Origin of the sequence: Alteromonas sp. McT4-15, from assembly GCF_020515205.1 — a bacterium.
GTDB lineage: Bacteria > Pseudomonadota > Gammaproteobacteria > Enterobacterales > Alteromonadaceae > Alteromonas.
Window position 1 is genome coordinate 187,636 of the sequence record NZ_JAJALG010000003.1, and the last position, 20,534, is coordinate 208,169.

The window sequence follows — 20,534 nt, forward strand, 5'->3', positions numbered from 1 at the left end:
TATGATTACATTTAAAGAACAACTCTATGCATGGAGAAGCGTGATATTCGCGCTTTTTCTACGTGAGTTGCAAAGTAAATTTAATGATAAATTTGGACTGGGATGGGCATTTCTTGAACCGTTTGCATTTATTTTCGCACTCTCCTATTTGAGAGGGTTAGTTAGCGGCGGAGATATCCACACTATTCCAATTTTTATCTTCATGATGATTGGAATGGTTGGCCTTCAGTCGCTAACCGTGTGTCTGCAATCTGTTTCAACATCTGTAAGGCGCAATAAGCCTCTCTATGCGTTTAGGCAAGTGCAACCAATATCTGCAGTGATCACCGCGGGCTTCTTGGAGTTCTCAATAAAGGTAATTGTAGTTGCATTATTAATATTAGCGATGTACCTCATGGACACCGAAGTATCTATTCACGACCCGCTACTATTAATAGGCCTCTTTTTATTGCTCTGGGTATTTTCAATTTCGATTGGCCTTATGTTTGCCATTGCAGCAGCTTTTGTACCGGAAGTGGATAAAATAAAGTCTATGCTTACCCGGCCGCTTATGTTTATCTCATGTGTATTTTTTAGCCTGCAAGATTTACCTGATGAATTTTGGCCCTATTTAACCTGGAATCCTCTCGTGCATTTTAATGAGCTAGCACGCTATGCCTGTTTTGAATCCTACGGACAAAAAGGCGTATCGCTCAGCTTTCTCATTGAAGTTACTGTCGCATCACTCTTTTTGAGTTTGTCGATGTACCACATTACTTGGAAAAAGGTGCTATCTCGATGATAAGAATAGAGAATCTCACTAAGAGTTATCCAAGTAAGATGGGGCCACAGTATATTTTCAGAAATCTAAATTTTGATTTTCCAACTGAAAATAACGTGGCCATTTTAGGTAAAAATGGGGCAGGTAAATCAACCTTGTTTAGGATGCTTGCTAAAAGCGAATATCCCGATAAAGGCCGCGTGTTGACCAACAAAGCTATGTCGTGGCCAGTAGCACTGCAAACAGGAATTCACCCTCAAATGACGGGGCGAGAAAACACTCGCTTTATTGGGCGAATCAATAATGTAACGTCACTTCCAGACTATGAAACAAGAGTACAAGCTTTTGCTGAATTGGATAAACGCTTCGACTTACCCGTCAAAAATTACTCTTCAGGGATGCGTGCGAAACTTGTTTTTGCGTGCTGTATGAATATTGATTTCGATATTTACCTTATCGATGAAGCGACATCTGTTGGCGATCCGCTTTTTAGAAAGAAAGCCCGCGAATCTCTTAAAGAAAAAAGTGAAACGGCGGGCGTTATCATGGTAAGCCACGAGCTAGACCAAATTCGCGAGTTTTGCACTTCAGCTGTCATTATCGATGATGGAAAGCTTACATATTATAACGATCTCGAAGAAGGCATCGACGTTTATACGCAGGATGCAGACAATAAGAAAACACTAAAATAGGTTAAAATAACAGTGGAAAAATCTCTTACTCAGCTCAATGCTCTTCTCAAGAAAAACAAAACGCTCATTCTTGTTTTGCCTTGGGCATTGTACGCATTTTATCTCATTCTTTGGGCTGCGCCCCAATATGAAAGTCAAAGCCAACTTATTGTAAAATCAACTGATGGTGGCAGTAGCTTTGATCCCTCGTCGCTATTAATGGCTGCTGGTGTGCCCGGCGCAGCTTCAGCAGGCGAAAGCCAGTTAATTGAGGCTTATATACAATCTGCCGATATGATTAACTATTTAGACGAAACTATAGGTCTTCGAGAGCACTATATCTCTGATGAAGCTGATTTTTTTAGTGGCCTGGCAACCTCTCACACTCGAGAGAGCTTTTATGAATTCTACTTATCACACATCGACGTCAGTGTTGACTCTGCATCTTCCGTAATCACCTTAAAAACCCGAGCATTTAACGCTGAGTTTGCACAAGTAATCAACCAGGCTATCGTCGATAAAGCTGAACAATTCATCAACAATATCAATAACAACCTAGCCAAATCGAAGTTGGCATTTGCGAAAGGTGAACATGAAATTGTTGAACAGAAACTTCAGCAGGCCAAAACTGACATTTTGGCCTTCCAGTCAAAATACAACGTATTAGACCCAACAGCCGAAGGCGCTGCATTTCAGCAAATAGCATTTTCACTAGAAGCCACGCTGGCACAGAAAAAGGCGCAATTGAGTACCATGTCTACTATGATGTCTGACGCTGCGCCTGAAATAATTAACGTTAAACGCGAAATAGCCGCCCTACAAAAGGAAGTAGAAAAACAAAAAGAACGCTTAAGCACTGCCGAAGATGAAAGTGAGGCACTTTCTGTCACCGAGCTTATGGCACAGTACAGCAACCTGCAAGTGCAACTTCAGTTGGCTATTCAGGCATACTCCTCATCGCTAATCACACTTGAAAACGCACGGGTAGAAACCTACCAAAAACTTCAGCACCTTGTCACGGTTGAGTCACCCACCTTACCCGATGATAACGCCTACCCCACCGTTATTTACAACTTGGTACTGTTTGGCGTAGCACTGTTACTTATCTATGGCATTGTTCGCATTGTTGTTGCCACTATCCGCGAACTGTAATTTTTTTAGCTTTCTAGTAATGACAACAACCGACTAAGTGATTAATCCTTAGTCGGTTGACAAACCTTTGATGAAGTTTATCGTCGAAATCTTGTGTCTTTATGCAAGCTCTAGTATAAGAAGCTATCCGCCTAAGGACCTATATCAAAGAGCCTGAGCAAATAAGTGCTCTACAATAACAACCATAAGCAATATGGAATAGAAATATAATTATGAAATCATCTAACGATACTAGCTTTTTCGGCCATCCAGGGGGCCTAAGAACGCTATTTTTTACAGAGATGTGGGAACGCATGAGTTATTACGGCATGCGCGCGCTTCTTGTACTTTTCATGACAGCAAGCCTACAAACCCAAGGGTTGGGCTTCACTGTGGCAACAGCTGGCGCTATCTATGGCCTATATACCGGTGCGGTATATTTTCTAGGTTTGCCCGGCGGTTGGCTGGCAGACCGCTTAATTGGTGGTAAAAAAGCCGTTTGGTACGGTGGTCTTATTATTTTTGCTGGTCACGTTGTGCTGGCGATAGACTTACAGAACTTATTCTTTGTTGGCCTTATCCTTGTTGCTACAGGTACGGGTCTACTTAAGCCAAATATCTCAGCAATGGTGGGGCAGCAATATGGCGACGACGATGGACGCCGAGACAGTGGCTATGCGCTTTACTACATGGGTATTAACATTGGTTCTCTTATTGCTTACCTAGTAACTGGCTACCTTCAGGAAAACTGGGGCTGGCACTATGCCTTTGGTGCAGCAGCTGTGGGCATGGCTATCGGTCTAGTTCAATACTACTTTAGCAATCGTTCGCTATCTGCTGAGTCTGTTGCGCCAGCTAACCCTTATGAAGGTGCTGCAAAGCAGCGCGCATGGATGAGTGTGTTTGGTGTTATAGCAGCCGCTGTTGTAGTTATTGTTTTAGCGCACATGGGTACCATTGTTATCGAGCCTGTTGTACTTGCTCAGCAAGTCGCCATCGCGTTTACTGTGATCTTCTTTTTATACTTCGGATTCATTTATTTCAAAGGTAAGCTAAGCGACAACGAGAAAAAGCGCATGTGGGCGCTGTTTTTGGTGTGTGTTGCTTCGGCGTGCTTCTGGTCTGGTTTTGAGCAAGCAGGCTCATCTCTTAACCTGTTTGCACAAAATTATACTGACCGAGTACTAGAAAACGGCTCTTTGCTTACTTCATGGTTCGGAATGGACGCAATTCCAACCGTGTGGTTCCAGCTTTCTAATTCACTATTTATCATTATTCTATCGCCTTTCTTTGCTGCACTTTGGATTAACTTAGCCAAGCGCATGATTGATCCGTCGTATACGATTAAATGTGCAGTCGGTATCATCATTATGGCGTCGGGTTTCCTTGTAATGTTTATGGCATCGCAGTATGCGGCACAGGGATTAAAAGTAGCACCTATGTGGTTGGTTACTACATACTTTCTACACACAGTTGGTGAGCTTTGCTTAAGTCCAGTTGCACTAAGCGCAGTGAGTAAATTGTCACCAAAACGCTTTGCCGGCCAAATGATGGGTGTGTTCGTACTGACCTACTCTATCGGTAACATAATCGCTGGTTTACTTTCAGGAAACTTCGATCCCGAAAACGTGCAAGAGATGCCAAACCTATACTTACAAATTGCCCTGTTTAGCATTGCTATCGCAATCGTGATTGGCTTGTTTAGCATAAAGTCTCGATTCTGGGAAAAAGCAGGTATGGAACAGAAGGCATAACTTACCTTGTTTAAATAACAAGTAGATTGCCATACAATGACCGCCGCAACGTCTAGTTTCGGCGGTTTTTTATTTTAAGAGCAATGTATGAAGTTTTATTTTTCCACTCGTGACATCCCCGCTCTAAAAGAGCTCCCTCTCACAGAGCGAATGAAGCTGTTAGATAAAGCATCAAAACGTCTATCTGTTCCTGAGAAAACCATGCTCAATGTGTTGAAGTTACTTGTGATAGTGCCAGTCTTTGCACTTATTTTGCAGACAGCAGCAAATTGGACCTCGTTACTGTGGGCTTTTGTGGTATTTTTATGTTATCCGCTATTTATCAAACCCATTCAATATTCAATGTGCGCTAAATATATAGCGTCTTCATCAAGCAAGGAGAATGCATGAAAACTATCTTAGTTACTGGTGGTGCTGGCTATATTGGTAGCCACACGGTATTACAGTTACTTGAGCAAGACTATGGCGTTGTGGTTTTAGATAATTTATCAAATGCCAGTGCAGAATCTTTGCGCCGCGTAGAATCACTTACCGGAAAGTCTGTCACCTTTGTTCAAGGTGATATTCGCGACACTGCCGTACTAGACGATATTTTCAGTGAGCACAGTATCTTTGCTGTCATCCATTTCGCGGGCCTAAAAGCTGTCGGAGAGTCTGTTGAAAAGCCACTTTCCTACTACGAAAACAATGTATACGGTACACTGACTTTGTGTAAGGCAATGCAAAAGCACAATGTGAAGAACATTGTATTTAGCTCGTCGGCTACTGTGTATGGCGACCCTGCTTCACTTCCACTTCGTGAAGATATGGCTACTGGTCAACCTACTAACCCTTACGGCATGTCCAAGCTAATGGTTGAACATATGCTAAGCGACCTCTATGTGTCGGATAATGAGTGGAATATTGTACTACTTCGCTATTTCAACCCAGTAGGCGCACACCACTCTGGTCAAATTGGCGAAGATCCAAATGGTATTCCCAATAACCTCATGCCTTATATTTCCCAAGTTGCTACAGGAAAACTCCAACAGCTAAGCGTGTTTGGTGATGACTACGACACGGTAGATGGCACTGGCGTGCGTGATTATATTCACGTGGTTGACTTGGCAAACGGGCACTTGAAAGCACTAGACCGTTTAGTGCTCAATATGGGATTAGACAAGTACAACTTAGGTACAGGTCAAGGCTATTCGGTACTAGAAATGGTTAAGGCATTTGAAAAAGGCTCGGGTAAAGCGGTGCCTTATAAGATTGCACCACGCAGAAGTGGCGATGTCGCAGCCTGTTATGCAGACCCTACAAAAGCCGCAACAGAGCTTAACTGGCATGCACAAAAAGGACTGGACGAAATGTGCGCCGACACATGGAACTGGCAGTCTCAAAACCCCATGGGCTACCCTAAAGATTAAGTAATCCACCTGTCGAGCACTTCATTACCTAAGTGCTCGACTTTTGACTAATTTCTTCTATCTTTTTTCTTGGCTACTATAAATAAAAAAATTTTGGTTGTCCTGTGAAACACCTTGTTTATTCTCTCTTTTTCCTTTCAATTTCGTCCAGCCTTGACGCAATTACCATAAGTGAAATTGCACCTGTACATTTTGGTTCGGTCTCTGCTCAATCTGGATTAACATGCACAATGTCCGAGTTTGGCGTTATTTCTGGTGCGTGTGACACAACGGATATTGATATTACCCTTGGAGAGGTTTTGGTGACTAACTTGCCAAGAAACGGCAATGTTGAAGTAATGATTACGGGAAGCACAAACACAGCGCTACAATACGCGCCCATCGCAGAACTTACAGGAGCAAAGGGCGGAACCGTTTTGTTATATGATAACCAGCCTGTTAACGTGACCGTAAAAGGAAACGGTGCCGATTTCACGATAACCGTTTTTGGTACCCTAACCTTACAAGATGATTTGTCGTTGTCAGGGGCATACACCGCCGATTACACACTGGAAGTTAATCAACTTTAAGCGTGTATCAGCGGCGATAATAACTAGAACGCATCTACTTATTGTCTATATCGTCTTTTTCTTTATCTTCTTTCTTGTCTTCTTCCGGAAGGTCGTAAGAATCAAAATCATTGCCTTCAAGCATGGCTTCGAAATCGGCAAAGTCATCAAGCTGTTCTTCACCTAATGCTTTATCAGCACTTTTTCCATCGGTAACTCTAAATTCTAAACGCTCAAAATAAGCGTTTTTGATAAAGGCATAATCATCTACAGCTTGCTCTAGTTGAGCTTCTTGATCAATAAGCTGCGCGCGTGTTTCTAATAATGATATACCAATACGCGCAAGGTTGAGTGTTCCGTCAATAAGCGTCATCGGAAATGCAAAACCATCTACATAATCGCCGGTGAAACTTCTTGGGTCACTTGGGCCTAAAAACGGCAACATAAGATAAGGGCCTGTTTCAACACCCCACACGGCCAGCGTTTCACCGAATTGCTCTTCTTTGCGTTCCAGTCCAATTTTAGACGCAACATCAATTGTTCCTACCAAACCAACTGTCGTGTTTATTAAAAAACGTGCCAAGCTATCTAAGCTATCATCAATCTTTCCTTGTAATAGATTGTTGGTGAAGTTTGCAGGTTCTCTTAAGTTTTCGGCAGCGTTTACCAAACCAGTGCGAGCAAACTGAGGCATAACAGTCACGTAGGTGATGGTTACAGGTCGAAGGATATAGGCGTCTAATACTTCCCAGTTAAAATCCCATACTTCACGGTTTACCGACTCAAAGGGGTCGCGAGGATCAGAAGTATCCACGGTCGTACTAGAATTGGTAGTTGCAGCCTGCTCTTGTGCGTTATTACTCGCACACCCACCCAAAAAACTGCTAGCAATTAGCAGTCCTGCAACGAGCGACTTTGAAAAATTCATAACTACAATTCCTTATTAATCGTGATATTGATTGGTGTAATCTGGCCTTGCTTGACAGGGCTCTCTACACTACCTTGCCACTCTCCTTGTGCCACAGCCACATTTTCATCGAGTGAAAGCCTAGCAGTTATACGCACGTCTGATAATGATAAAAGCGTATACTGGGGCATCATAGCATTGTCAGCGGTTAACCTAACAGACAAAGGGAATTCACCGATAGGTAACTTAACCACCGCAGCGGGCATTCTATTGCCCGAATTAAGGTCCTGTGCAAATACAATGAGATGACCCGATGTAGGCGCTTTTTCTTTCGCGCTTTGCGATAATTCTATTGAAACAGTAAAACCTGTCTGGCTGTCTTGCGCATCTCGCTCTATCTCGCCTTGAGAAGGTAACGCGCCTAATGCGATAGACTGCCCCTCAAGTTCATTCAAGCGTGCAGTTAAACGCTTAGACATGTCACTGTCTTTTGGTAGTTTATCTTTTACTTGATTGAAGAAACGCTTCGTATTATCCAAATCACCGAGTTGCGCCGATACCACAGCCATCATTAATGCTAAATTGTCGTTTTGTGGATTCTCATCGAGCAATCCTAAAAGCAATTGTTGTGCACGTTCTAGGTTGTTTACGTCACCTGTTGTCATTAACGCTTGGGCTAGGGTAATTCGACTGCTTGAATTAGTCGGGTCGAGACTCACAGCCTTATCAATTGCCTCAATTGCCTGCACCTCTTGCCCAATACTGAGCATAAGCCTGCCAAAATACATCCAACCCGTATCGTCTTCAGGCTCATTACGCAATCGCTGTCTAATTGCTAATGCAAGGTTTGCGATATCTTGCTGAGTAAGATTATTCGCATTACCACTGGTTAATTGCTGACTGAGCTCTGGCAACGCGGCTATCGCTTCGCTTGCTTGTACTACACGAGACATTTGGTTTACTTGTGAATAAACCACAATACCAGCACCTAATGCCAACGCACCGCCTATGACCAAAGGCAGCTTTGCGTTGCCTTTTTTGTGTGCTTGAAACGCGCTTTCATCAACAAGGGCGAGTTTTAACTCATCAACCGCTTGACGTTTGTCGTGCTCACTGATGAGTCCTTCATCCACTTCGCGTTCTAACTCAGCCAAACGCTGTTTGACGATTTGTGTGTTACTTAAGCTGTCTTGCTTCGCGTGGTTCTTTCTCTTTAGCCACGGAAAGGCAATAATCAACAACACTAACGTGATAAGTCCGGAAACGACGAGATAAAATTCAGACCAACTCATTCTTTTTCTTGCTCCAGCATAGCGTCGGCTTTTGCGAGCTTAGCCGCCATATCTTCTGGCGGCGTTACAGATTTACGTCTAACAATCACAACAAGTGCAATAAATATAAACAGCACTGGCCCCGCCCAAAGCCAGAGTGTTGCTGCAGTTACTGGTGGCTGATAATGTACAAAATCACCATAGCGCGCTTTCATGAAGTCGATAACCTCCTGCTCAGTTTTACCTTGTTTGAGCAGGCTATAAACCTTACGTCGCATGTCATGCGCTATCATTGCATCGCTATCAGCAATGTTCTGATTTTGACACATCGGGCAGCGCAACTCGGCGGTTAATCGCAAGAAACTGGCGCGTTGTTCGGCTGAGTCAAAACTAAAGCTCTCTTCAACCGCCTGCGCAGATGACAGGCTTAATACACCCAGCAGGATGAGCAGCATAAACTTACATGTTCGAATCATTTACTCTCTCCCTGCATGTCTACCTCGTAGGTATTGCTTGAAGTCATTTCAGCTTGAGTCACCAACTTGTTATATAGAGGACCTATTTTATTGTTCCATACCCTTTCGTTGATATCGCCAATATGATGCATACGGATAATTCCTTCGGCATCTATAACAAAGTGCTCTGGTGCGCCAGTCACCCCTAAATCGAGTGACGTATCACGGTAGACATCAAAAATGTTGAACGCATAAGGGTTACCATAACGACTGAGCATCTCTGTCACTTCTTGCTGAACACGACTTAGCGTCTTAGTACCAAAATCAGGATCTAAGTCTTGATCAAAGTACAAACCCACAATATGAACACCTTGCTCGTTTTTAAGCTGTGTTAAGTAGGGCATTTCCACAGCGCATGTTACGCACCATACACCCCACACATTCAGAATGGTCACCTTGCCTTTAAGATCGCTTGGCGTGTACATTTTCTCTGGATTCATTAAATCAGGCAGAGAAAACGCTGGCAGCGTTTTGTCTTGCACTTGCGAGTCCAACTCACGCGGGTCCGAAAAGAGCCCTTTGAACAAGAAAACTACCAGCAATATGAAAAGCACCAAAGGAATGGCCACTAACGAAGTCTTTTTCATTATGCCTCTCCTTTTGTCGCAGAGTTTTGTGCAACGTTATCAACACTAACGTTGCTTTTGTTCGAGACACCGCGTTTGCTTGCAGTCATTTTATTCAACACTGCGCTCACTTTCTTAACCTTCGCCATACGATAGCGCTTGTCACAAATTGAGAAAATCCCACCAATTGCCATTACAACGGCACCGGCCCATAGCCATATAACAAATGGCTTAATGTAAATACGAATCGCCCAAGCCCCGTTGTCTAATGGTTCACCCATTGCAATAAACAAATCCCTGGCCACATTTGAGTGGATAGCCGCTTCCGTCATTGGCATTCGCTGCACGATGTATAGGCGCTTTTCAGGCATAAGATGAGCCACTTTCTCTCCGTTTTTATAAACATCGAAAATGCCTGCATCAGCTTGATAATTGGGCCCCTGAACTTTCTTTACATCTTTAAAGGTAAAGTCATAGCCACCCAAACTTACCGTATCGCCTACATCCATTCGCACATCTCTTTCCAACTCATAATTAGATACCAACGTGATACCAATAATGACAATGGCAAAACCGACATGACCTAACACCATTCCCCAGTGACTTGGCGTTAATTTGCGAAGTTTGGTCATCAAGCTATTTTTGTCAGCGCCTTTTTCGGGCATAGCACTAATACGCTGAACCACTTCTTGAACAGTTGTGACGAGGATCCAAAATACCAGCACCATCCCCAATACACCCATATAGGTGGGTGCATCGTAAGCAAAATTCACCAGCACGCCAGCACTTATTGCAATGCCACCGGCAACAAGTAACTGTTTTTGAAGTTCACTGGCCTTTTGTTGCTTCCAACGTGTTAATGGTCCAAGGCCAAGTATCAGTACAAAAGGCACTATCAAAAGGGTAAACATTTGATTAAAAAACGGCGCGCCAACAGAGATACTTCCCAGTCCCAGTTCCTTGTGAATTAACGGTAAAAGCGTCCCTAACAGCACAACTAATGTCGCTGCACAAAGAAACACATTATTGCCCATTAGCAATACTTCACGCGAAAATGCTTGATAACGACCAGGGCTTTTCAGTGACGCTGCACGGAGGGCATAAAGCAGTAACCCTAACCCGCTTAATACAATTAAAATACCAAGGATGAACAGTCCCCGCGTAGGATCACTGGCAAAGGAATGAACGGAAACAATAACACCTGAGCGAACTAAAAACGTTCCCAACAAACTGAGGCTGAATGCCGCTATGGCTAATAACACTGTCCACGATTTAAAGGCTTTTCGCTTTTCAGTTACCGCAAGAGAGTGCATTAGCGCAGTACCTACCAACCACGGCATAAAGGATGCGTTTTCAACCGGGTCCCAGAACCACCAGCCTCCCCAGCCGAGTTCGTAATATGCCCACCAGCTACCAAGCGCAATACCTACGGTAAGAAACGCCCAAGCAGCAATCACCCATGGACGTGACCAACGGGCCCATGTTGAATCTAATTGACCAGAGATAAGCGCTGAAATAGCAAAAGCAAAAGCAACAGAAAAACCAACGTAGCCCATGTACAACATGGGCGGATGGATTATCATGCCAAAATCTTGAAGTAACGGGTTTAAATCCCTTCCATCGACAGGGAAAAACGGCAACATGCTATTAAATGGATTAGAGGTTAATAACATAAACAGATAAAAGCCGATGCCTACCATTCCTAGCACGGCAAGCACACGTGCGACCATCGCAAGCGGAATGCCCTTACTGAAAATAGCGACCGCCACTGTCCATACTGACAGCATCAAAACCCACAGCAAGAAAGAACCTTCGTGTCCGCCCCACACTGCCGTTATTTTGTAGTAAATAGGCAATCGACTATTAGAATGCTGTGCTACGTAAGCCACGCTAAAATCATCTGTCACAAAGGCGTAGGTAAGACATACATAGGCAATAAGCGTGAAGATGAATAACCCTATCGCCAAAGGTTTTGCCGTCGCCATTAGCGCTTCATGTTGGCGATGTGCCCCCCACAGCGGATAAACGGCGAGGAGGATAGATAATACTAATGCGAGTGTTAGTGCAATATTTCCAATCTCGGGAACCATGCCTTAGTATCCTTGTGTCGATTGACTTGCATCACTGCTATCAGAATTCGCGCTCTTGGGCATATTGTCAGGTTTGACGTGCTTTATGCCTTTCATTTTTTCAGCTAATTCTGGCGGCATATATTCTTCATCATGCTTTGCCAGTACTTCTTGCGCTTTTATGTGTCCAGTTTGGGTTAAAACACCTGTCGCAACTATGCCTTGTCCCTCACGAAATAAATCGGGCAAAATACCTGTGTAAGTTACCGTTACTGTAGGGCCCGTGTCGATTAAGTCGAAGCTCACCGCCAAGCTTTCGCTGTCACGCTTAACACTGCCAGGTACGACCATACCGCCTATGCGTAAACGCTGTCCAATTTGTGGCTTCTGCCCGTTTTTACCTTCAATAATTTCGCTAGGCGTATAAAACAGGTCAATACTGTCGTTTAATGCATAAAGCATTAATCCAATTGCACTTACAACCAAAAAACCGATAATTCCAACTACGGCTAATCGCTGCTTTCGTCTCGGGTTCATGCAACTATCTCACTTCGAATTTCTAATACTAAAAAAATGGCACCTCGGTGCTGTGCCTTCTTGAACTTTATTCCACTTGAACACGTTTGCTACGCAGTACGTGTATGCACAATAAATACACTAATACTTATCGTCCTGCGCTTCCTGTAAACGTGCTTTCTTGATGCGTGCTTTGCGCGCTTGCTCGGTTATCACTGCTTTAAGCAAAGACTTTTGCTTGATATAGCTTTGAATTACTACCAGCGCCATTGCACCAAAAGTAATACCGAAAGATAGCCACACATAAAAAGCGTATCCGCCCATGTTGAGAAAGTCGGTAACGGAATCAAACTGCATATTACTTACCTGCCTTTAGTGCATGCTTCGCTAATTGTTGCACCCAAGGGCGATGCATTTCTCTTAAAACAATTTCATTTCGCAATCTTACGGTTGTGACTGCACCAATAAACAACGCAAACCCTAATAAGTTAATCAGCAATGGCCATAACATTTCCGGCGCAATTGACGGGTTATCAAATTTACTGATTGTTGCTCCCTGATGAAGCGTATTCCACCACTCTACTGAGTAATGAATAATGGGGATATTCACCACGCCTACAAGTGCCATAACACCTGCCGCTTTGCCAGCCTGCTGTTTATCTTCAAATGCACCGTATAGCGCAATAACTCCCATATACAAAAACAATAGAATTAGCTCAGAAGTTAACCGAGCATCCCATACCCACCACGCTCCCCACATAGGTTTGCCCCATGCTGCGCCGGTAAATAACGCAATAAAGGTCATCACTGCACCCACCGGCGCCATGGCAATCATGGACATGTATGCAGTACGCCACTGCCACACCATACCAACTAATGCAGCCACTGCCATTGCAACGTAGGTCCCCATGGACAAAATAGCGCTGGGTACATGGATATAAATAATGCGAAAAGAATTGCCTTGTTGATAATCTTGCGGTGCGAATGCCAAACCCCAAACGGTTCCAACACTCAAGCACAATGCTGCACCAACCCAAAACCAAGGTTGTAATGTTAAACAAAGTTGGTAGGCACGCTCAGTTTTAGCGTAGGGGTGTAACCACTTCCACATTAGTTTTGACTCACTTTTAACGAATACGCTATGGCGAACGGAGCTAAGGCCGCTGCCAGCAAAAGCATAGCGGCGATGATAGCAAGTTGTGAATGATAAGGTAATTGCAGTGCGGCAGAATCCACAGCAGATGTGGCAAATATCAGTAACGGAATGAAAACAGGAATGAGCAACAGGGCTAAAAGTACGCCCCCTTTCTGTAACCCCACTGTCAGACCCACTGCAATGGCACCAATTAGCGACAATAACGGTGTGCCTAGTAACAACGTAAGCAACAACGCCAAGTACATATCAAATGATAAATTCAAAAACATCGCCAATAAGGGCGACAATAAGAGTAAAGGAACGAAACTCACTAACCAATGTGTTGCAACTTTCACCGCGCTAATGGCTGGGAGTGCCATGCCCGACAAAACGTACTGCTCTAACGAACCATCATTAAAGTCATCTCGGAACAAGCGTTCCATCGCCATCAATGACGATAATATCGCTGCTATCCAAATAACGCCTGGACCGATACGTTGCAACGTATCAGGTGACGGGCTTACGCCAAGGGGAAAGAGCGTTACCACCATTAGCAAAAACATGAGGGGCTGCACCAATTCAGCTTTTTGCTTAAACGCGATGTGTAAATCACGTTTGAAAATCCCGTGATACAATGACATTAAAATCGATACTCCAAGTCAAACACGCGATGCGCACCCGCCAAATCTGATAAAGGTTGATGCGAAGTTGTCAGCACAATCCCCCCTTTATCGACATGTGACTTCATTGTTTGTTCAAGTAATGCAATGCCTTTTACATCAAGCGCCGTAAAGGGCTCGTCTAAAATCCAGACTTTTGCTGGCTTAAGCCAGAGGCGAGCAAGCGCCACACGTCGCTGTTGCCCTGCGGATAAATATCGAACCGGAACATCCTCAAGACCAACCAAGCCAACGCGAGCAAGGGCGTCATACAATTTATCTTGCGTAACACTAACACCATGCTGTAAGAGCCAAAATGACAAGTTATCTAGCGCGGAAAGACTATTGTTATTACCTGTTTTGTGGCCGAGATAAAAAAGGGCTGCGTAGTAATGCGCTTTTATCTCCTTGATATTGCTCCCGTCGTATTTAACTTGTCCAGCGTCAGCATCGCTTAACCCTGTTAAAATACGCAGTAAGCTGGTTTTTCCAGCGCCGTTGGGACCGCGCAAGTATAAGAGTTCACCAGAGTTAACTACCAGCGAAAGCCCTTCAAACAGGCTTCTATCTCTTTTAATGCACGTTAAACTGCATGCTTCTAACACAGCCTATAAACCCCAAAAAATCGTCAATCTGAAAAAACCGCAATAGTTTACCACATGACGGCTTTTTCGCAGTCGTGAATTCCAATTAAATATGATTTACTTCAATGACAAAGCACGAGTTTGTGTGCTGGCTGCTGTGTATTGTGCTTAAATGAATTAAATAATGTTTGCCCGCTAGTTGCCGATACGCTTTCTATGACATCACACCTGACCTCACTCATTGCCAACGCAGTTCGCCAAGAATCGGCCTCTGTGGCAAACGTTGCAGGGCAATCAACGTTAGCCAATCAAGCAACGGGAAATCAAGTGGCCCTCTCTCAAGCTGTCGCATTGGCTAATGCTGCGAGGGTAACCGTGGCGCGATTGCCAGAGCATATTCTTGCAATAAGAACACCTTCATCAACATCACAGTCGCTCAACATTAAAGTACCCGTTGAGGTAACACAGCAAGCGCACCAAAACCCGCAACTTGCAGTGCTCCCCAATAACAATATTGGTGACAAAAACGTTCCAGCTATTCTAAGCGCCACGACGAACACCACGCATCAAATCGAGTTACCCCATGCGCAGCGTGGTGCATTATTTAAAGCTCTAATGCAGGCACTGGAAAGCGGCAGCTCAGCGGCTTCTGTCAATGGAAAATTAGTTACCCTAGCAAATGGTCAGTTTGCCCTTGATACAAACAATAAGAGCTTACCAAATTCTTCTTCCAATGTATCTTCGGCGACACTTTCGGCACAAACACAAGGTGCAATAGCGCTGTCCATCAGCAGCGCAGAGCAAAAAGCGTTACTGCAAAAATGGCTGGGTTCTCACGTTACCCTGACTCTAGCGAATGGCACAAATTCAGGCGCTAGCACGCTACAAGCAACGCTCTCGCCTACCAGCGCAAATACATTAGACGCACAAAATCGCACACAGCCTCTCAGGCTCAGTAATATGACTGGCGCAACTCACACCCAAGTTATTGAAGCTGCGTTAAAGCAGGGTACAGTAGCACTTGAGTCTAAAAGTCTTAATAGCACTTCTTTAAAGTTTTTTTTACCGAGCGACATCACGCAAACGCCCAACGTTTTAAAAAGCGCAACATTAATTGGATTAAGTGACAATGCAGGCAAAACTCGCGATGGCTTTATTACCATTCAGTCGGCACACCATAGAGCCTTAGTTTCTATCGCACTTTCTCAAACTCAGGCGCAAGCACTGCCCGTATTAGACAACAAACAAGTAGCGCAAATCGATCTAACATTGCTGCCAAAAGCAACGCTTATCGACGGTAAAACGCCTTTGGAGAATCCGTCTCTCCAGCAACAAGATAGGATCAATAAACACGCAGCTACTGCGGTTTCACATGCTTCGCTAAAAGACAGTGATGTACACCGCGCTATTATGACCTTATCGCGCGTTTTGCTCAGTCAAACGGGAAATACTCAACACGCTTTATCTCAACTACTTTCTATTGTAGAGGGAACAAGTAATATTGCGGTCAATCCCCCCCAAAACGCCACGGCTAGCCCTACTGAAAAACTGGCAATAGAAAAGCTCTCACAGCAATTAAAATCCCTTGATGTGCTAAACGCAAAACCTTCAACCCGACAGGTGTTGAATATGGGCAGCAAAACGCAAAACACCGATACTTCAACAGCGGCGACCAACAGCCTGCAACGAGATAGCGCGCATCAACCCGAGCAGCAAAAAACAGAAACTACCGCGAAACATGACCTTGCAGCACTTGCAAAACTACTGGGTAATCAAGCAAAGGCGGCTTCAAACAGTTTACTTTCAAATGCGTTACAACAACTCACCGGCACTGGCACCAAGATTAACGTAACCTCGTCTGTCATGGCAGACGTAGAGCAAAAATTGCAATCACCTGCGCAGGGCAGCGTTTCTGGTGAACAAATAGCGTCGTCCAAACCAACCTCCGAGTTGGCAGAGCAAGGTTTATCACAACGAATTCAACAGGTATTTACCGCCAATGCACTACTTATGACACCATTGACGCTGACCTCTCCGGTAGCGTCATCAAGCTTTGTTCAGGGGTTAGTCGCTTTAGTTCAGCTTGCTCTAGCTGGTCGCGCAATACAGCGCCAACCATCGCTAAAATCACTTGCTGACGCCCCCGACTCAATCATTTCGAAAACACTAACAAACATGGGCGTGCCCGGGCAGCCAAGCAAAGTAAGCCAGGAACTAAATCAATTAGATGGTCGCCATCAACTGTTATCCCAATTGAAAACCTTATTGGCCTCACATCAGCAAGCAAAATTAGCCAGTGCAGAAAGCAGAATTCAAGGGCAAGATAGTCTTTACTACGTATTTCCCTCGCTATCTCAACAGCATTCGCCTACCGAACTGCTTGTTCAGCGCGAGCAAGAAAAGCCTAATCAAGCACGGCAAGAAAAAGGCGAACGCAAGTTATGGAACGTTACAATGAAGTTAGATATCGGAAGTACCGGAGCAGTGTTGGCAAAATCCAAAATAGACAATGACACCATTACCCTCGACTTGTATGCGTCTAACGATGTGATACTTAAGCGACTGGCAGATACCCTTCCCTACCTCAAAAAACGCCTTACCGAACTAGGCTTAACCGTTGAGCAAACTACCTTTCAGCGAGGCCATATTCCCGAGTCGTTAAATACACGTCCTCATCAAATATTTGAGACGCGCGTATGAGTGACACACAAAAAGCAAAACGGGCTATAGGGCTTAAATACGAAGGGGGTGATAAGAAAAACACCCCAAAAGTAGTTGCAAAAGGCTACGGCGATCTCGCTGAGGCAATTATTGCGATGGCGCAGGAAACCGGGATCCTCATACACGAAGATCCCTACCTTAGTGAAGTACTCGCTACGTTAGATGTTGGGCAAGATATTCCAGAATCCTTGTACTACGTAATAGCTGAGTTACTAGCGTATTCCTATGTACTTCAAGGAAAAATCCCTCCCGGCTGGGAGGGAATAATTAAACGTATAGACTTTGAGGTATAAGGTGTGCTGAAGCAGCGTATACCGTAAACGCTTTATACGCGTTAGTAAGGACCGTCTATGACAGGCTCTTGCTGCCACAAAGAGTGATAGATGTTGTTGCCTCTTAGGTAATACACATGATCGCTATGCAACACGCTTCTATCTTCGTAGCTGCCATAATAATTGTCATTATCTTGAGGCTGAGTGATGCTTCCCACTAGGGATAATGCTCTTTCTTCGCTATCAACCGCTAACAATTGCAAAGCATAGTGTATTGAAAATATACCTTCATCGCTTATCCATGATTCAGATGGCAATGCAAAGCGATACCCCGTTGGCGTTTTTAACACCGATAACGCTCTATAATCGTATTCAGCCCCAGTATACGTATCAGGCCACACGTACTCGTTAAGTAATATAGGATTTTCAGGGTCTACGACATCAAACAAACTTACCTTCATCCCATCTTCCACCGGCGTTGTCATGGGTTGCTCGCCAGCGCTGGGAATATTCGCCCCAATAACTTGTTGCCCTATTCCTAACAGCAAGCCATTTTCCATTGGATGTAGATAGCTTGAAAATCCAGGAATTGTAAGTTCTCCGCGTATAAATGGTGCTTCTACATCAGAAAGATCAATAACGTAAAGCGGGTCGATTTGCTCAAAAGTAACCACATATGCCTTATCGTCAAAGAAGCGTACTGCATAAACATCTTCTCCGGGCTTTCCTATTGGCGAGGGCTCGTTGTCATTAGGAAGTGTGGTCACTTCAACTAACTGGCGACCTTGCTGCTTAAGAACATGTAGATAGTGTTCAGGGTCATCCGCTAAAAGGCCTTGTGTTGTGAGTGCCATAAAATAATTATCACGCTCAGACATCTTGAGTTGGGCAGAACTACTCCAGCCAAATATGCCTTGCACCTTCCCCGTAGCTTGATATTCAATGCCGTTGTCCAATGATACCTTATGAAAAACAGTATCATTGCCTTGGGTTGCATGTAAGTACATATTGTTATGTGTCATGAATAAGCCATGTGCTTCTACAATGGTACATAGAGCCGAATATGTTGAAGGCGATGACATATCAATTTTTACCACACTAAGCATTTGCACGTGGCCATTCTTATTTCTCGCATTTTCGGGCACGAGACAGCTATCTAAGTCATAAAGCGGTGAAGACTGATCATTGATAGTGATGTATGGCACTAACGACGCATTATCCAATGCGAGTAGATGTTGGTAATACTTAATGCGGCTGCTTGTAGTGTCATCAACGGCTGGCAGGTTGTCAGCAAAAGGCACATACTGCATCGCAAGATATAAATCATTCCCTATTCGCCTAGAGCTAATGAGACGCCCATCAATTTTGACTTTGTGAGGTGTTGTTGGCGCATTAGGTAAGGTAACGTCAATGAATTCTATCTGAGTGTCGTTGTCTGGGCTGTGCCATGGGCTTGAGGTGGCAACAGCGTCTTCTAATGGGTAGTAGCCAAACTTACGGGTAATCACACCGAGGCGCTTGTCATGAAGATACATGCCAGCCATTTCTTGCTCAGACTCAAGCGGAATTTCAGCAATAACGTCAAGAGAAAAATCATTTTGTCGTTTCAATATTCTCACGCGATTTTCTATGCCTGATTGTGAGTCCCAGGTAGGTAAATTGGCGACATAAAAATACTCGCCGTCATATTCAATACGGTCGGCCTCGTCTACGCCATCAATCTGCGTTGTGGTCGTTGAAAACTCAGGGGCTTCTGCGGCTACATCACCACTTCCATCACTGGAACTTTCGCGTTGTTGCACATTTACTAAATACAGACCATTTTTGACATACTGGCTCGCCGATATATGTGGACTTTGTCCCAATGGTGAATCAGTAGAGGTGGTTAACGTAAGCTGTGGCGCTTGTTCTTCATCGCCGCCATCTCCACTGCTACACGCGGTTATAACGCAAGTAGAGAAAATAAGTACCGCCATGCATTTTGAAATGCCGTCTATCCCGTGTTTCGATTTCATGTTCCATATCCTTGTTTGAGTGAAACCCTGAAATCCATAATAGAATCGCATTGCATATCAATCAGATCCAAACTGAATATAAATGTGACAATTTGTAATCGAGTACTGTTTCACGCTTTACAGTTTGGTAGTCTTAGCACCTCAATGTTGTTAAAGGGAATTTGTGTGCTGCTGCGTTTCGCTCTTTGTGTGTTATTCACAAGTATTTATCATGCATCTGCATGGGGCTGTGAAAACTCGCTAGTCTGTATTGAAGAAGACAACTGGTCTGTTGGCGTCGCCTTTGGTGTCGGCGCGCGCACAAACCCATTGGTTGATGGCGACGCAATTCCACTTATCATTTTGCCCGATGTTGCATGGTATGGTGAGCATGCCTATTTCGACAATGGTGAGTTTGGCTATCAGTGGCAACCTCACCAAGATATAACAACCGAAGTATTCTTTCGTGCCAATACAGAACGCGCGTATTTTGCTTTTTGGCAACCTAGTAACATTCTATTACCCACAACAAGTGTGACTGATGGCGTGGACACGCCAAACCCTAATGAACCAGAGGAAGCGCCGCCGCGCTATATTTCAGTTAATGATATTGCTAGCCGCAAGTGGTCGTTGGACGCAGGTGTTCGCACTAATTGGTTTAATGACCAAGACAGATGGTCACTGACTTTCATTCATGATGCGCTTAATGTACACAATGGATTTAGCGCCACAGGCCGGTATCAGCACGATACAAAGTGGCAAGATTGGACTTTCTCTACCCACTTCTCGGTCACCTACAAAAGCAGCGCGCTTATAGATTACTACTACGGTATCAGCGAACGAGATACAAATGATGAAACGCTGTGGTATAGCGCCGATAGTACATTTCAATTTACTGGCGGCCTGCTTTTTAACAAACCACTAAATCAGCAATGGCATTGGCTTGGTAGAATTCAATTCACCACGTTGGGCAGTGGAATGACTGATAGCCCATTGGTATCAAAACGCTTCGTTACCAATATGTTTTTCGGCGTTGGCTATCGGTTTTAGGG

At 44.3% G+C, this 20,534-nt stretch carries 21 protein-coding genes; 10 read left to right on the forward strand and 11 right to left on the reverse strand.

All coding sequences use genetic code 11. The annotated features are described in order from the left end of the window. Window position 1 precedes the first annotated feature (1 nt). From LHL20_RS04120 to LHL20_RS04150, 7 genes are all read left to right on the forward strand, one after another. Window positions 2–781: an ABC transporter permease gene (locus LHL20_RS04120; RefSeq protein WP_226432347.1), complete on the forward strand. Its 780-nt coding sequence runs from the start codon at window positions 2–4 to the stop codon at window positions 779–781. Further along, on the forward strand, window positions 778–1,452 hold the full coding sequence (locus LHL20_RS04125; RefSeq protein WP_226432348.1) for an ABC transporter ATP-binding protein: 675 nt from the start codon (window positions 778–780) through the stop codon (window positions 1,450–1,452). The genes LHL20_RS04120 and LHL20_RS04125 overlap by 4 nt, the downstream gene beginning before the upstream one ends. A 12-nt stretch (window positions 1,453–1,464) precedes the next feature. Further along, a complete protein-coding gene (locus LHL20_RS04130) occupies window positions 1,465–2,583 on the forward strand; it encodes a capsule biosynthesis protein (protein ID WP_226432349.1) in 1,119 nt (372 codons plus the stop codon). A 212-nt stretch (window positions 2,584–2,795) separates the two neighbouring features. Continuing rightward, window positions 2,796–4,316 carry a peptide MFS transporter gene (locus tag LHL20_RS04135; protein WP_226432350.1) on the forward strand — a complete coding sequence of 507 codons (1,521 nt, stop codon included), beginning with the start codon at window positions 2,796–2,798 and terminating at the stop codon, window positions 4,314–4,316. An 87-nt stretch (window positions 4,317–4,403) separates the two neighbouring features. Then, window positions 4,404–4,706, forward strand: coding sequence for a DUF6170 family protein (locus LHL20_RS04140; protein WP_226432351.1), 303 nt, complete (start codon window positions 4,404–4,406; stop codon window positions 4,704–4,706). Then, window positions 4,703–5,725 carry a UDP-glucose 4-epimerase GalE gene (gene galE / locus LHL20_RS04145; protein ID WP_226432352.1) on the forward strand — a complete coding sequence of 341 codons (1,023 nt, stop codon included), beginning with the start codon at window positions 4,703–4,705 and terminating at the stop codon, window positions 5,723–5,725. The genes LHL20_RS04140 and galE overlap by 4 nt, the downstream gene beginning before the upstream one ends. A 230-nt stretch (window positions 5,726–5,955) precedes the next feature. After that, window positions 5,956–6,294, forward strand: a complete 339-nt coding sequence (locus LHL20_RS04150) for a hypothetical protein (RefSeq protein WP_226432353.1) — start codon at window positions 5,956–5,958, stop codon at window positions 6,292–6,294. 34 nt (window positions 6,295–6,328) lie between these two features. Here the strand turns inward: LHL20_RS04150 and LHL20_RS04155 are convergent, their stop codons facing one another. The 10 genes from LHL20_RS04155 to ccmA all read right to left on the reverse strand — a co-directional run bounded on the left by LHL20_RS04155 (window position 6,329) and on the right by ccmA (window position 14,516). Then, complete coding sequence (locus LHL20_RS04155) at window positions 6,329–7,201, reverse strand: MlaA family lipoprotein (RefSeq protein ID WP_226432354.1); 873 nt, start codon at window positions 7,199–7,201, stop codon at window positions 6,329–6,331. A gap of 2 nt (window positions 7,202–7,203) precedes the next feature. Next, a complete protein-coding gene (ccmI, locus tag LHL20_RS04160; RefSeq protein ID WP_226432355.1) occupies window positions 7,204–8,472 on the reverse strand; it encodes a c-type cytochrome biogenesis protein CcmI in 1,269 nt (422 codons plus the stop codon). Next, window positions 8,469–8,906: a cytochrome c-type biogenesis protein gene (locus tag LHL20_RS04165; RefSeq protein WP_226432407.1), complete on the reverse strand. Its 438-nt coding sequence runs from the start codon at window positions 8,904–8,906 to the stop codon at window positions 8,469–8,471. The genes ccmI and LHL20_RS04165 overlap by 4 nt, the downstream gene beginning before the upstream one ends. Window positions 8,907–8,923: 17 nt before the next feature. Continuing rightward, entirely contained in the window at window positions 8,924–9,553 is a 630-nt protein-coding gene (locus tag LHL20_RS04170) for a redoxin family protein (RefSeq protein ID WP_226432356.1), read from the reverse strand. Then, entirely contained in the window at window positions 9,553–11,622 is a 2,070-nt protein-coding gene (locus LHL20_RS04175) for a heme lyase CcmF/NrfE family subunit (RefSeq protein WP_226432357.1), read from the reverse strand. The genes LHL20_RS04170 and LHL20_RS04175 overlap by 1 nt, the downstream gene beginning before the upstream one ends. Before the next feature lie 3 nt (window positions 11,623–11,625). After that, a complete protein-coding gene (gene ccmE, locus LHL20_RS04180; RefSeq protein WP_226432358.1) occupies window positions 11,626–12,138 on the reverse strand; it encodes a cytochrome c maturation protein CcmE in 513 nt (170 codons plus the stop codon). Between the two features lie 120 nt (window positions 12,139–12,258). Then, window positions 12,259–12,474: a heme exporter protein CcmD gene (gene ccmD / locus LHL20_RS04185; RefSeq protein ID WP_226432359.1), complete on the reverse strand. Its 216-nt coding sequence runs from the start codon at window positions 12,472–12,474 to the stop codon at window positions 12,259–12,261. Window position 12,475: 1 nt separating this feature from the next. Further along, window positions 12,476–13,228, reverse strand: coding sequence for a heme ABC transporter permease (locus tag LHL20_RS04190; RefSeq protein ID WP_226432360.1), 753 nt, complete (start codon window positions 13,226–13,228; stop codon window positions 12,476–12,478). After that, window positions 13,228–13,893, reverse strand: coding sequence for a heme exporter protein CcmB (ccmB, locus tag LHL20_RS04195; RefSeq protein WP_202264048.1), 666 nt, complete (start codon window positions 13,891–13,893; stop codon window positions 13,228–13,230). Before ccmB ends, LHL20_RS04190 begins: the two co-directional genes overlap by 1 nt. Continuing rightward, a complete protein-coding gene (ccmA, locus tag LHL20_RS04200) occupies window positions 13,893–14,516 on the reverse strand; it encodes a cytochrome c biogenesis heme-transporting ATPase CcmA (RefSeq protein ID WP_226432361.1) in 624 nt (207 codons plus the stop codon). The genes ccmB and ccmA overlap by 1 nt, the downstream gene beginning before the upstream one ends. Window positions 14,517–14,711: 195 nt before the next feature. Here ccmA and fliK point away from each other — a divergent pair, with 195 nt between their 5' ends. Continuing rightward, window positions 14,712–17,195 (forward strand): flagellar hook-length control protein FliK, encoded by a 2,484-nt coding sequence (gene fliK, locus LHL20_RS04205; RefSeq protein ID WP_226432362.1) that lies wholly within the window; start codon window positions 14,712–14,714, stop codon window positions 17,193–17,195. After that, entirely contained in the window at window positions 17,192–17,509 is a 318-nt protein-coding gene (locus tag LHL20_RS04210) for an EscU/YscU/HrcU family type III secretion system export apparatus switch protein (protein WP_159623737.1), read from the forward strand. The genes fliK and LHL20_RS04210 overlap by 4 nt, the downstream gene beginning before the upstream one ends. Window positions 17,510–17,550: 41 nt before the next feature. Here the strand turns inward: LHL20_RS04210 and LHL20_RS04215 are convergent, their stop codons facing one another. Continuing rightward, entirely contained in the window at window positions 17,551–19,503 is a 1,953-nt protein-coding gene (locus LHL20_RS04215) for a beta-propeller domain-containing protein (RefSeq protein WP_226432363.1), read from the reverse strand. Window positions 19,504–19,668: 165 nt separating this feature from the next. Between LHL20_RS04215 and LHL20_RS04220 the strand changes: the two genes are divergently transcribed. Beyond that, window positions 19,669–20,532: a MipA/OmpV family protein gene (locus tag LHL20_RS04220; protein WP_226432364.1), complete on the forward strand. Its 864-nt coding sequence runs from the start codon at window positions 19,669–19,671 to the stop codon at window positions 20,530–20,532. Window positions 20,533–20,534: the final 2 nt, after the last annotated feature.

What these genes read in the sequence shown, in the direction of transcription:
- LHL20_RS04120 (WP_226432347.1), top strand. Translation starts at nt 2, where the DNA reads ATGATTACATTTAAAGAACAACTCTATGCATGGAGAAGCGTGATATTC.
- LHL20_RS04125 (WP_226432348.1), top strand. Translation starts at nt 778, where the DNA reads ATGATAAGAATAGAGAATCTCACTAAGAGTTATCCAAGTAAGATGGGG.
- LHL20_RS04135 (WP_226432350.1), top strand. Translation starts at nt 2,796, where the DNA reads ATGAAATCATCTAACGATACTAGCTTTTTCGGCCATCCAGGGGGCCTA.
- LHL20_RS04140 (WP_226432351.1), top strand. Translation starts at nt 4,404, where the DNA reads ATGAAGTTTTATTTTTCCACTCGTGACATCCCCGCTCTAAAAGAGCTC.
- galE (WP_226432352.1), top strand. Translation starts at nt 4,703, where the DNA reads ATGAAAACTATCTTAGTTACTGGTGGTGCTGGCTATATTGGTAGCCAC.
- LHL20_RS04150 (WP_226432353.1), top strand. Translation starts at nt 5,956, where the DNA reads ATGTCCGAGTTTGGCGTTATTTCTGGTGCGTGTGACACAACGGATATT.
- LHL20_RS04155 (WP_226432354.1), bottom strand. Translation starts at nt 7,201, where the DNA reads ATGAATTTTTCAAAGTCGCTCGTTGCAGGACTGCTAATTGCTAGCAGT.
- ccmI (WP_226432355.1), bottom strand. Translation starts at nt 8,472, where the DNA reads ATGAGTTGGTCTGAATTTTATCTCGTCGTTTCCGGACTTATCACGTTA.
- LHL20_RS04165 (WP_226432407.1), bottom strand. Translation starts at nt 8,906, where the DNA reads ATGCTGCTCATCCTGCTGGGTGTATTAAGCCTGTCATCTGCGCAGGCG.
- LHL20_RS04170 (WP_226432356.1), bottom strand. Translation starts at nt 9,553, where the DNA reads ATGAAAAAGACTTCGTTAGTGGCCATTCCTTTGGTGCTTTTCATATTG.
- LHL20_RS04175 (WP_226432357.1), bottom strand. Translation starts at nt 11,622, where the DNA reads ATGGTTCCCGAGATTGGAAATATTGCACTAACACTCGCATTAGTATTA.
- ccmE (WP_226432358.1), bottom strand. Translation starts at nt 12,138, where the DNA reads ATGAACCCGAGACGAAAGCAGCGATTAGCCGTAGTTGGAATTATCGGT.
- ccmD (WP_226432359.1), bottom strand. Translation starts at nt 12,474, where the DNA reads ATGCAGTTTGATTCCGTTACCGACTTTCTCAACATGGGCGGATACGCT.
- LHL20_RS04190 (WP_226432360.1), bottom strand. Translation starts at nt 13,228, where the DNA reads ATGTGGAAGTGGTTACACCCCTACGCTAAAACTGAGCGTGCCTACCAA.
- ccmB (WP_202264048.1), bottom strand. Translation starts at nt 13,893, where the DNA reads ATGTCATTGTATCACGGGATTTTCAAACGTGATTTACACATCGCGTTT.
- fliK (WP_226432362.1), top strand. Translation starts at nt 14,712, where the DNA reads ATGACATCACACCTGACCTCACTCATTGCCAACGCAGTTCGCCAAGAA.
- LHL20_RS04210 (WP_159623737.1), top strand. Translation starts at nt 17,192, where the DNA reads ATGAGTGACACACAAAAAGCAAAACGGGCTATAGGGCTTAAATACGAA.
- LHL20_RS04215 (WP_226432363.1), bottom strand. Translation starts at nt 19,503, where the DNA reads ATGAAATCGAAACACGGGATAGACGGCATTTCAAAATGCATGGCGGTA.